The sequence below is a fragment of the Acinetobacter sp. 'aerobic (ED)' genome (assembly GCF_904886855.1).
In the GTDB taxonomy this organism is placed as follows: Bacteria; Pseudomonadota; Gammaproteobacteria; order Pseudomonadales; family Moraxellaceae; genus Acinetobacter; species Acinetobacter courvalinii.
Genome location: NZ_CAJHGI010000009.1, coordinates 145,982 through 158,676, shown reverse-complemented (window position 1 = coordinate 158,676; position 12,695 = coordinate 145,982). Strand labels below are relative to the sequence as shown.

The 12,695-nt window shown below is 45.2% G+C and carries 10 protein-coding genes; 2 read left to right on the top strand and 8 right to left on the bottom strand.

What is annotated here, in order from left to right; translation table 11 throughout:
- Window positions 1–546: 546 nt before the first annotated feature.
- From JO943_RS16815 to JO943_RS16800, 4 genes are all read right to left on the bottom strand, one after another.
- Window positions 547–2,523, bottom strand: coding sequence for a BCCT family transporter (locus JO943_RS16815; RefSeq protein WP_202741364.1), 1,977 nt, complete (start codon window positions 2,521–2,523; stop codon window positions 547–549).
- 234 nt (window positions 2,524–2,757) lie between these two features.
- The gene (locus JO943_RS16810) at window positions 2,758–3,978 is read right to left on the bottom strand and encodes a CaiB/BaiF CoA transferase family protein (RefSeq protein ID WP_202741363.1); all 1,221 of its coding nucleotides are present in this window, start codon (window positions 3,976–3,978) and stop codon (window positions 2,758–2,760) included.
- Between the two features lie 16 nt (window positions 3,979–3,994).
- Window positions 3,995–5,311: an MFS transporter gene (locus tag JO943_RS16805; protein WP_202741362.1), complete on the bottom strand. Its 1,317-nt coding sequence runs from the start codon at window positions 5,309–5,311 to the stop codon at window positions 3,995–3,997.
- A 225-nt stretch (window positions 5,312–5,536) separates the two neighbouring features.
- On the bottom strand, window positions 5,537–6,745 hold the full coding sequence (locus JO943_RS16800) for an acyl-CoA dehydrogenase (protein ID WP_005228422.1): 1,209 nt from the start codon (window positions 6,743–6,745) through the stop codon (window positions 5,537–5,539).
- A 229-nt stretch (window positions 6,746–6,974) separates the two neighbouring features.
- Between JO943_RS16800 and JO943_RS16795 the strand changes: the two genes are divergently transcribed.
- Window positions 6,975–7,931, top strand: coding sequence for a LysR family transcriptional regulator (locus JO943_RS16795; RefSeq protein ID WP_202741361.1), 957 nt, complete (start codon window positions 6,975–6,977; stop codon window positions 7,929–7,931).
- Here JO943_RS16795 and JO943_RS16790 read toward each other — a convergent pair.
- Together JO943_RS16790 and JO943_RS16785 are read right to left on the bottom strand one after the other, a co-directional pair.
- Window positions 7,925–8,608, bottom strand: coding sequence for an ion channel (locus JO943_RS16790; RefSeq protein ID WP_005228414.1), 684 nt, complete (start codon window positions 8,606–8,608; stop codon window positions 7,925–7,927). The two genes, JO943_RS16795 and JO943_RS16790, sit on opposite strands and share 7 nt — an antisense overlap.
- A 46-nt stretch (window positions 8,609–8,654) precedes the next feature.
- Entirely contained in the window at window positions 8,655–9,251 is a 597-nt protein-coding gene (locus JO943_RS16785; protein WP_202741360.1) for a TetR/AcrR family transcriptional regulator, read from the bottom strand.
- An 85-nt stretch (window positions 9,252–9,336) separates the two neighbouring features.
- Here JO943_RS16785 and JO943_RS16780 point away from each other — a divergent pair, with 85 nt between their 5' ends.
- A complete protein-coding gene (locus JO943_RS16780) occupies window positions 9,337–10,545 on the top strand; it encodes an oxygenase MpaB family protein (protein ID WP_202741359.1) in 1,209 nt (402 codons plus the stop codon).
- 50 nt (window positions 10,546–10,595) lie between these two features.
- On the opposite strand, the gene JO943_RS16775 is transcribed toward JO943_RS16780, so the two are convergent.
- Entirely contained in the window at window positions 10,596–12,311 is a 1,716-nt protein-coding gene (locus tag JO943_RS16775; protein WP_032876238.1) for a cation acetate symporter, read from the bottom strand.
- A gap of 1 nt (window position 12,312) precedes the next feature.
- A complete protein-coding gene (locus tag JO943_RS16770; RefSeq protein ID WP_005228407.1) occupies window positions 12,313–12,645 on the bottom strand; it encodes a DUF485 domain-containing protein in 333 nt (110 codons plus the stop codon).
- Window positions 12,646–12,695 lie beyond the last annotated feature (50 nt).

Genomic DNA, 12,695 nt, shown 5'->3' with positions numbered 1-12,695 from the left:
CGATGATTCGTCATCATCAAGCTAGGTCGGCTATATTACTCTCAATTTCTTAAAAGTCAACAGGTAATTTAGATATTTAGCAAACTTATCAACCAACTCAAGAATCTAACCATTTTAGCCAAATCCTTGTTTATCAACAAGTTTTTATCTGCATCACCGCCGATGGATGTGCATTCTACAGTATTTCAGACCAGACGCAAGCACTTTTAAAAATTAAATTATTCGGTTGTTTTATTTTTAAACTTTAACTTATCTAATTTACTGATTTATATAATTTAAAATTTATTCATTATCTTAAAAATTAATTTAGCCAACATTTAAATCGCTCAAATCACTGTTATTTATAAATTTTTATCTATATTTGTTTTAATTATCAGCGAAAATCTTTTTGATTTTGATCATTTCTTTCTCACAAGCTCACTTTTTTTATCAATAAACTGGGTTCCAACTAAAAATTTTATTGAAAAAAATATCTCCAAAAAGCAAAACACCGGTTTTGAGGTGCTCAAAACCGGTGTTGTTATTGTTTTCAGTCGACATCCCCTGTTAGGACGATGTGCCTCTTACAATATTCAAGAAGTAAAGATGACGTTCATATTGATCAATAATGTCCTGAATCAAGTCTTCCTGAGTCCAGTCCATAACATCATAGTTTTGTCCGCCTTCTCTCAAGAATACTTCAGCCTGGAAATATTGCGCTTCATCAGCATCGCCCTGCCCCAGCATAAAACTTGGCGGTACGGTTTCATGCGCATAGACCGTATAGATGAAGTTAATCTCATGATGATGATCGACGCGCAGTTGCAAGCCTTGTTCAGTATTTTGAATGTTCACTTCCAGATGACGGCGTTTAAACTCTTTCTGAATACTTTCAAACGCTTTTCTGACCTGTGTCTCTATATATTCCCTGACCTCAGCTTCAGTATGCGGGTAATGCATGATTAGCCCCAAACGTTGCTGCCAGCTACGCGGATTATGAATTGCTCGCGGTGTAATACGCGCTTCCTGAATCGCCTGCATTTTCGTCACATCGATCTTTAAGGCTTTTAACAGCCCCCAACTCATCAGTAACATGACGAATGTAAATGGCAAGGCGCTCATAATGATTGAGGCCTGCAAAGCAGCCAGACCACCCACCAGGAGTAGAATAATCGCCAAAACAGCCATCAATACGGTCCAGAACAGTCTTTGCCATGTCGGTGAGTTTTCTGTTTTAGCCGTCAGGTAATCTGTCACCAAGGCGCCGGAATCAGCTGAAGTCACAAAGAATAGCATCACCAGTACGGTTGCCAACAAACTCATCACGCCAGCCAAGGGCAAGTGATTCAGAAATTCAAACAACGCCACGGATGAATCATTTTGTACAGCTTGCAGCAAGGTCACATTGTGTTCTTGCATAATACTGAATAAGGCAGCATTGCCTAAGAAACCCATCCAGATAATGGTAAAACCGGTTGGGATCAGTAATACACCGACGATAAACTCACGAATGGTCCGGCCACGTGACACACGTGCAATAAACATCCCCACAAATGGCGACCATGAAATCCACCATGCCCAATACATAATGGTCCAACCACCAATCCAGCCATTCGGTTGATAAGCATATAAGTTAAAGGTCATGCTGAATAGGTTGGAGAAATAAGAACCCGCATTTTGAATAGTGGTCTGTAGCAAATAGATACTTGGCCCAGCAATAAAGACAAAGGCCAACAACACCAGTGCCAAGATCAGGTTCAGCTCGGAAAGACGTTTCACGCCTTTGTCCAACCCCAAAAAGACAGACATTGATGCCAAGATACTGACAAAGACAATCAGGCCAACCTGAATATAGCTACTTTGTTCAACACCAAATAAGTAATGGAGACCTGAGTTAATCTGGGTTACCCCAAAGCCTAAAGAGGTAGCAACACCGAAAACCGTACCAATGGTGGCAAAGGTATCAATACCATCGCCTATAGGACCGTAAATTTTCTTACCAATAATCGGATAAAGTGCGGAACGGGTTTTTAGGGGGAGATTATGACGATAGGCAAAGTAGGCCAGTGCCAAACCAACAACGGCATAAATCGCCCAGGCATGTAATCCCCAATGGAAGAAGGTGATGCGTAAGGCCTGTTGAGCCGACTCTACACTTTCAGGGTCACCACTGGGCGGGCTGACATAATGCATCACTGGCTCTGCCACACCAAAGAACATCAAACCAATCCCCATCCCGGCCGTAAACAGCATGGCAAACCATGAACCATTACTGTATTCAGGCTGGCTGTGATCAGGCCCTAACTTGATTTTTCCGCTGGCAGAACAGGCAATATAAATCAGTAAAATCAAAAAGACAGCGACGGATAAAACATAAAACCAGCTAAATGAATCAGTAATCCATTGTTTAAGCTGTTGGGTCAAAAGTTCAAAGGAACTGGGTGCGACAATGACGATTGCGAGAAAAATCGCAATAATAATGACCGTGCTTAAAAACACGTTTGGATTCACATTCGCAAACTGCGAAGATGGCTTGGAAGGCATAATTCCCTCACGTTATTTTAATGATAGTGGATAGACCGCAAGGGTCAAATAAGACATTCACAGCGTGAATAAAAGCGAGCTCATGCAATGTAAAACTCGAGCTCTAGTATAAAAAATATCAACAATAACGCAGTTGTAATGCTGTAACAGGATATGAAACAAATTATAAATATTTGATTTAATAAAAATAAAGTTTAAGTTCTTGGTCATCGCAATCACTTTGGGCATTGTTGATCAATGCCCAATCACACCTTGCTCGGCTAACTCCGCCAAGTGCTCTGTGGAACAGTATTGTGCTAAGACCTGTTGGGTATGTTCTCCCAAACGGGGTGGAGCAAGACGGTATTCCACAGGTGTGGCAGACAACTTTAATGGCGAGGCTATCATTTTAAAGTGACGGTATTGTGGATGTGGAATCGACACCACCATTTCTCTTGCTTGTACCTGCGGTTCTTGTAATGCCTCCTCCACATTATTGATCATGCCGACCGGCACTTTGACCGCATGAATGCGTTCTACCCAGTATTGTGCAGATTGCGTGAGAAAATGCTGATCCATTAACGTGGTCAATTCACCCCGATGCGCAATCCGGTCCTGATTGAATCTAAACTTGGGATGCGCTGCCCATTCCGCCTGACCGATGGCCTGACACAAGGCTTTAAACTGGGCATCATTGCCACAGGCAATAATAAAGTCCTTATCTTTTGCCCTAAAGGTTTGATAAGGCACAATATTGGCATGCGCATTGCCCCAGCGTTGCGGTGCCTGACCGGTAATCAGATAGTTCATGCCATGGTTGGCTAAACCCGCAACCTGTACATCTAGTAAGGACAGATCAATATGTTGTCCTTTGCCTGTACGTTGACGCGACCAGAGCGCTGCCTGAATCGCAATGGTGGCATATAATCCGGTTTGTAAATCCGTGACTGCAACCCCCACCTTTTGTGGGCCGCCACCCGGCAAATCATCCTTTTCACCGGTAATACTCATCAATCCGGCCATGCCCTGAATGACAAAATCATAACCCGGCTCAGACGCACGAGGTCCGGTTTGCCCAAATCCGGTAATCGAGCAATAGACCAGTCCCGGATTGATCTCACGCAGGCTGGCATAGTCCAGACCATATTTATGCAGTGAACCGACTTTATAATTTTCAATCAGCACATCACTGTCCTTGACCATTTCCCGTAACAAGGCCTGACCCTGTTTTGAGGCAAGATCAATGGCAACCGAATATTTATTCCGGTTGGCAGACTGATAATAGCCCGCCTCGCGCGTGGGCTGTCCTGCATCATCCTTCATCCACGGCGGACCCCACATCCGGGTATCATCGCCGGTTTGAGGACGTTCAATCTTGATCACTTCAGCCCCCAGATCCGCCAGAATCTGGCTACACCACGGTCCTGCCAGCACCCGGCTCAGATCCAGTACACGTAAGCCTGTTAATGCACCCATGTTCTATCCTCCTTGCTTATGATTGTTGTGGATCGTATTGGCGATCCCGAATAAAAAGCCCCGGTAACACACCCGCAATAAAATAAGCGGCACCCATGACAATAAAAGCCATGGTGAATGTTCCGCCAGAGGCTAAAAAACCGATGGTGGCCGGTGCAATCGCCGCCCCAACCCGACCAATGTTATAGGCTCCGCCAATGGCAGTACCGCGAACATCCGTTGAAAAAGATTCCGCCATATAGGTGGCATTGACCCCATATGGAATCCCATAAAGAAATCCAAAGGTAATGAGTAAATACAGAATATTGTCAGGGGTATTAAAGAAGATAATGATCGGCAGGAAGATTGCGCTGGCCAGTGTTCCAAACACGAAAATGGCACGGCGGTTAAATTTATCTGCCAGATAACCCGCCAGAATCTTGCCTAGAATCATTGCCGTATACGAACCCACCATATAACTGGTCAGCGATTTGAAGTTCATATTCACTTCGGTTTCCAGATAACTCGGCATCCAGTTGTTAATGCCGTAATAACCGAACTGTAAAAAGAAAGCTGTCATCATCCAGAGCAGGAACATTTTGCGATGTTTGAAATTGGCAAAAATCTGTTGATAAATACTTTGGCTTTTCGGTTGTGGTTGCGTCGTAATAACTTGCTGCGTTTGCGGAGTCAAACTCTTCATTTTCGTCAGCTGCCAGGATTTAGGCTCAGGCACAAAGCGCTGTAAGATGATATTGATCGCTGCTGGAATTACGGTAATAAAGAATAAAATACGCCAGCCATGTTCCGGAATGATGGCACCAGCAAGTAAGGTTGCCACGATATAGCCAACCGTTTGTCCGGTTTGCAAGGTGCCCAGTACTGTGGTGCGATAGGAGGTCGGAACATACTCCGCCATTAAGGTATTGCAGGCCATATAAAGGGCGCCAATCCCTAAAGCCCCAATAAAACGTAACGACATAAACTGTTCAAAGCTTTGGGTAAAACCCAATAGACAGGTGGCAATTGAAAAGAAAGTCACAGAATGGGCAATGGTTCTGACCCGTCCATATTTATCACAGGCCCAGCCACCCAGAATACCGCCAATTCCCATCCCGGCGAGAGAGGCACTCCCCAGCGCACCCGCCTGAAAGGTTGATAATCCAAATTCTGCCTTTAAACTGGTGAGACTGTATGACAGCAGCATGATATCTATACCATCTACCACCATGGCGAAGTAGGCAAACAGCAAGGCAAATTTCCATGTGTGTGGCGTAATCCGCGCATAGGTTCCCAGATTAGAAGGCCATTTGCTCATCGCTGAGCTTGCTACCGTTTGAACATCATTGTTCATTTGACACCTCATTTTCTCAAATGGGTCTGGTCTTTCATCAACCATTCAAGTGATGAATCCTTTGCGACAGTGCTATTTATTGTTTTGGCAAAGTGTCATTTTCTACCGGAAATGTGCTTGATGAATCCTTGACGATTTTAATTGCTATAAGTCAATTTTTTAGGCATGAGTTTGCCCGAAGATACGCCCGCAAGCGTATCTTTGCGTTTAAACAATGCAGAAGTTTTAGTTAGAAAATGCAGCGATACCGGTTTGTGCACGCCCGAGAATCAGGGCATGTACATCATGGGTGCCTTCATAGGTATTCACCACTTCCAGATTGACCAGATGACGGGCCACACCAAACTCATCACTGATGCCATTGCCACCCATCATGTCACGCGCCAAACGGGCAATTTCCAGCGCTTTACCACAGTTATTGCGTTTGATCAGCGAAGTCCCTTCTACTGAAGCAATGCCTGCATCTTTCATTTGCCCAAAACGCAAAGCCGCTTGCAGGCCCAGCGCAATTTCGGTCTGCATATCCGCCAGTTTCTTCTGAATCAGCTGATTGGCTGCCAGTGGTCGACCAAACTGTTTACGGTCCATGGTGTATTGATGGGCAGTATGCCAACAAAATTCAGCGGCCCCCATTGCGCCCCAAGCTATGCCATAACGGGCACTGTTCAGGCAGGTAAATGGCCCTTTTAGGCCGCGCACTTCAGGAAAAGCATTTTCTTCCGGCACAAAGACCTGATCCATCACGATTTCACCGGTAATCGATGCTCGCAGCCCGACCTTGCCATGAATCGCAGGCGCAGATAGCCCTTCCCAGCCTTTTTCCAGAATAAAACCACGAATCTCCCCGACATTGCCAGTTTCCGAGACTTCTTTGGCCCACACCACAAATACATCTGCGATTGGGCTATTGGTAATCCACATTTTGCTACCACTGAGGCGATAACCGCCTGCAACCTTTTTGGCACGACATAGCATACTGCCCGGATCAGAGCCATGATCCGGCTCGGTCAATCCGAAACAGCCAATGTATTCACCTGTCGCCAGTTTAGGCAGGTATTTCTGTTTTTGTGCTTCGGTACCAAATTCGGCAATCGGCACCATCACCAGTGAACTTTGCACACTGGCCATCGAACGATAGCCCGAATCTACGCGTTCAATCTCGCGTGCAATCAAACCATAACTGACATAGTTTAGCCCCGCACCACCATACTGCTCCGAGATGGTTGGGCCTAATAGACCTAGCTCACCCATTTCCCGAAAAATACTTGGATCGGTTTTTTCATGACGGAATTGTTCCAGTACCCGTGGCATGAGTTTGTCTTGACAATAGGCCTGAGCGCTATCCCGAATCATGCGTTCTTCCGAGCTGAGTTGCTGTTCGAGTAAAAAGGGATCTTGCCAGTTAAAAGAGACACGCTTTCCTTGATTTGCCATGACTTGTTATCTTCCTGTTGATTAATCTTGATATACGTTCTGCTCTTGATGCTAGGCCAGATTATGCCCTCAGGCAAACGATGTTTTTTCATACAGCTATGCGTTTTATGCATAGCTCAATTGCAATCCGTGGCATGCTTCTGTTAAAAATAAAGCAGAGAATAATTTATAAAACATGAATTATCCGAACCTCATTACTGGTTTTCGCACGCAACACAAGGACGCTGTTATGCGACGTATGATTCCTTCACTGCAATCATTGATCTGTTTTGAAGCCGCTGCCAAACATAAAACCTACACCCATGCGGCACAGGAACTGAGCATGACCCAAAGTGCCGTTTCCCGACAGATTCAGCAACTGGAAGCGTTTCTGAATCTGCCGCTGTTTCATCGGGTACGACATGGTGTCGAACTGACCGTTGCGGGCGAACAATATCTGAAAAATATCAAGACGCATTTGCTCGGGCTGGAACATAGCACACTCGACCTGATGTCACATCAAGGTTTAGGCGGTACGCTCAAACTGGGCGTAGTACCCACCTTTGCGACACGCTGGCTACTGCCACGCCTGCATCGTTTTAATGAAAAATATCCAGAAATTACCATCCATCTGGAAACCAGCACCAAACCTTTTCTGTTCAGTGAGCAGATTTTCGATGCTGCCATCTATGCAGGTACACCCGCTCAGGTAGAAAACTGGCCTGGCACGACTGCACATTTTTTGATGCAGGAAGACGTGGTTGCCGTTTGCTCGCCGACGCTGATTAGAAAGTTCTTCCCTGATTTGATTCAAAATCAATCAAGCTCGACACTGGATTTGTCTCCAGAACAGCTCTCACAACTGCCCTTATTACAACAAACCACTCGCCCAGCGATCTGGAAAGAATGGTTCGACAGTCTGGCCTATAACGCACCTTATGCGATGGAAGGTCAACGCCATGAACTATTTTCCATGCTGGCCGTGGCGGCAACCCACCATCTTGGTGTGGCCCTGATTCCACAAATGCTGATCGAGAAAGAACTGAGTCGAGGAGAATTGATGATCGTGTCATCACACAAACTCAGTGGTTCACGTTGCTATTATTTTGTTTATGCCGAACAGCCGCATAATCCGATTATGCTGAAATTCATCGAATGGCTGGAACAGGAAACCACAACCCGTTCCAATGCTACAACGAATTACTGATTTTTGGGTAAATGCGCAATATATTGCAGTGCAATCAGACGCGAGACCACCACGGCCAGATACATCACTCCGCCAAACATTTGCAGCATGGCAAGCACGCGGGCGGCTGGGCTCATCGGCATCAAGTCCGATAAACCGGTTGCCGATTGCAAACTAAAACTCAGAAACAGCAAATCCAGCCAGCTTTGCAGCGCTTGGGGCTGATTGGGATTCAGGAAACTGTTCGGCAAAAGTAGCTGACAAATACTGTATAAAAAGGCAAAGGCCCAGGCGATCAGGGTAAATACTGCACCTGCAGCAAACAATTCATCTTTGGTGAGATAGCGGTCGGCAAACATATAACGAAGCAAGCCATAAGCTGCATAGAAATAGGCCATTGCTTCAAAACTGTAGGCCATGATCTGGATGGTCGGTGTGCTATAGCCATTAAACAGCATAATCGAAAAGACAAATGCACCACTGACAAAGATGAGCCCCCAAAAGGTAAATACCGGGGTTTGCCGGATCACCTTGGCAATAATTAACAGCGCCAAAACACCCAATGACCAAGTCAAGGCACGATATTCACTATCACCATAGGTCAGCATATACAGAATTAATAAGGCCAGTTGAACCAGCAACAACCATGCGGATGGCAGCAAACGAAAGGTACGCCAGAATTGTTTTAAGCTTTGCATGTGCTTTTCCTGAATCTTGTTATGCTTTTCATTTTTGTTGAGTGCATCATACTGCATCTAAAAAAGAAACAATCATTTTAGACAGTTCTTGTTGCAGGCGTTGTTCTTCGATCAGAAAAGTATTTTTACTGGCATAACGCATCATGGTAAATAAGGTACTGTTAATAATCACAAACGACTTATGTTTTAAGGTTTCAAAATCCCAGTGCGGATAATAACGTCCGAATAAATACATGCCGACTTCTAAAAAGTGCTGCTCTAACACTTGTGCCGCTTCCGAGTCACTATAGGCATGCCAGTTTTTTAAAATTTCGATCAAAAAACCCTGATCAGATTTTAACGATTCAAAGCCAAAGGCAATACTTAATGTGATGATGTCCTGAATAGTAGTTTGCTGTTGTAGCATCACCAGTTGCTTTACCGCCTGTCCCAAGTTTTCGCTTTTACGTAGTAATAATTCCGCAATGATTTGCTCTTTATTTTCAAAATACTGATAAATCGATCCGACACTGACCCCTGATTTTTCAGCAATTTTAGGTGTGGTCACCTGCAAAACCCCATGTTCAGAAATACATTGCTGTGCCCCTTCCAGAATACTTTCAACGATCATTTTGGCGCGTTGCTGCTGCGGTCGTTTTCTCATGCTCAGCCTCAATTGAAATGCGAATTGAATGCGAATAATTATTCATATTAAGCTTTGATTAAATAACAATCATAGGCTTTATGCAATGCACGGCATCGTTAAACCTAAACGCTTGGCGGCGTTTGAAGATATGAGTCAGTCCAATATCAAAACCAAAATTCTGAGTTATATGTCCCATCAGCAGGTTCAGCCCAGTTATCAAGACTATCAAGCACTGAATACCGCTCTGCAAAGTGGTGATGAACCCATGGATCAACTGCTGCTTTGGGTGCTCCAGAATCCAAAACAACACCGTAAATACTTTGAAACCGCGCTATATCAAGGCCTCGATAAACTGCCACATGAAATTCCTGAACTCACGACCTTCTTCAAATTCGTTGAACAAAAACCTGGTTGGTATGATCAAAACAAAATTGATGAAGCACTCAAGTTTACCTATCGTCTCGGCATCAATAATGGCCTGATCCTGCGGGATTTATCCTTAATGACCGGCTACCTGTATCCGGGTTTCAACCAGCCCTTAATCCTGACCGGCGCATTAAAAAAACAGGCAGGCACACGGCTGGCGGAAACCACCAAATGGTGGGTCGATATTACTGAACCGGATGGTTTTGACCGTTTTAGCAAAGGCTTTACCTCTACCATTTTTGTCCGTTTTATCCATGCCTTGGTTCGTCACCAATTGCAAAAATCCGAGAAATGGGATGCCGAAACTTGGGGAATCCCGATTAACCAATATGATCAGGCCATGACCAATATTGCCTTTAGTGGTGTAGTGCTGATCGGCATTCGCGCTTTGGGAATTTTTCCAAGCAAGCAAGAAGTCGACAGCTTTTTACATTTCTGGAAATATGCAGGCTGGTTGATGGGCGTTGAAGAGAAATGGCTGGTTGATCATGAGGCAGAGGGCTGGAAACTGATGTACTGGATGCAATTTGCCCATCCACAGTCCGATGCCAGCAGTATTTCACTTGGTTCAAGTCTTTCCAAGGAGCCATTCGAACGCAAATACCGCTATCTCCGCACTTTCCAGCAAAAACTGGCCTATAAGCAACATCTGGAAATTACCCAGTTTTTTATTGGTCGTAAGAAAATGCAGAAACTCGGCTTAGCTCCGCAATCGGCCTCATGGTTTGCCTACTATCTGATTGGTCGAAATTTAGCGTTGTATAGCAGTGCCCGATATATTCCAAAATTGAATCGTTTTCTTGAGCAAAATGGACGTCATTTGCAACGTATTGGCTTGTCACTGTATCGCAATCAGTCGCAGCAGCTGGCCAGCATGCATCAATAAGCCATAAAAAAAGCCCTCAATCAATGAGGGCTTTTTTTAGCTCAAGCGAATTAGTGATCTGACGCGCCAGAAGCACCGATCCCGGTCATTGAGCGAACAAACTGAGCATCAAAGGCTTTACGCTCTTTTTCTGCACGTGCTGACTTGTCGGTTATAGAGAAGAACCAGCAGCAGAAGAATGACAGTGGCATTGCAAATAATGCTGGGCCATTGAATGGGTTTGGCGCAGTTTCAGAAATCGCCAGCGTATCTACCCAAACTGCTTTCGACAGAATGATCAGGCTGACTGCACCGACCAAACCTACGACACCACCAATCACTGCACCACGTGTGGTTAAGCCTTTCCAGAACATGGATAACACCAACACCGGGAAGTTTGCACAACAGGCTACCGAGAATGCCAAGCCAACCATGAAGGCCACGTTTTGTTTCTCGAACAAGATACCCAAGATCATGGCAAAGATCGCTAAACCTAAAGTTGCGATTTTTGACATTCTTAACTCAGACGCAGGTGTGGTTTGGCCTTTTTTGAATACGTTGGCATAAAGGTCATGTGAAATTGCAGAGGCACCTGACAGTGTTAAACCAGCAACAACCGCAAGGATCGTTGCGAATGCTACTGCCGAGATAAAGCCCATGAACAAGTCACCGCCCACCGCATCACTCAGGTGAACCGCGGCCATGTTGTTACCGCCTACCAACTCTAATTTTCCTGTCACTGCTGCTTTGGCAAGATCAAGGAATTGCGGGTTGTTGGCAACAAACAGGATCGCACCAAAACCAATGATGAAAGTTAACAGATAGAAGTAACCAATAAAGCCTGTTGCCACCACAACTGATTTACGTGCTTCTTTGGCATCTTTTACCGTGAAGAAACGCATCAGGATATGCGGCAAGCCCGCGGTACCAAACATCAAGGCAAGACCGAGTGAAAGCGCATCAATCGGATTGGCGGCAAGTTTACCTGGCCCCATGATCTTGGCAGCCTCATCCCAGCTCATGCTATGCGCCTGGCTATACACTCCAATCGCCTGGTTAAACATATTGGTGAAGCTAAAGCCAACCGCTTTCATCACCATAAAGGCCATGAAGGTCGCACCGCTGAGTAGCATCACCGCTTTAATGATCTGTACCCAAGTGGTTGCCAACATGCCACCGAAGATCACATACGCCATCATCAACAGGCCCACGATCACCACCGCAATGTTGTAGTTCAAACCAAATAACAATTTGATCAACTGACCTGCACCGACCATCTGTGCAATCAGGTAGAACGCCACCACAACCAGTGAACTGAAAGCCGCCAAGGTACGCACTGGCTTTTCTTCCAGACGGAACGACACCACATCGGACAGGTTATATTTACCCAGGTTACGTAAACGCTCCGCAACGAGGAACAGTACGATTGGCCAACCGACCATGAAACCCAGTGAATAGAGCAGGCCGTCAAAGCCCGAACTGAATACCAGTGCAGAAATACCCAGGAACGATGCGGCAGACATATAGTCACCCGCAATCGCCAAACCGTTTTGGAAACCGCTAATTCCGCCACCAGCAGTATAGAAATCTTGTGCAGACTGGGTTTGCTTGGCTGCCCATTTGGTAATGAACAGGGTAAAACCGACAAAGATCGTAAACATGATGATCGCGTGCCAGTTGGTCGCTTGCTGTTCAGCGGTACCTAGATCCGGGCCTGCGAAGGCAATACTTGTGCAGCAAAAGCTCAACAGTGTGAACAGTACCGCTTTGAATGAGGTCCCTTTCATCTCAGTGCATCCCTTTTTCACGTGCAATGGCCTCAACTTCCTTGAGGGCTGCTTCATTCAACTGGTCAAGCTTGTTATTGGCAATGTAGGAATACACACCACATAACACAAATGACAACACAATAATGCCTAAACCGAGGGGAATACCCCAAGTGGTCACACCACCGCTAAATGAACTTGCTAAAAATTCTTTGTTATAGCCAACCAAAAGCATAAATCCAACGTAGATAAACAGCATGATTGCTGTTAATGTCCAACTTAATGTACGCTTTTTGCTGACCATTTCCTGAAACTTTGGATTATGTAGAATTCGATCTACCTGAGAATCATCCATAATCAACTCCTTATTTTTGTGTCCAACCATGGACCCCTTTTTACGTGGGA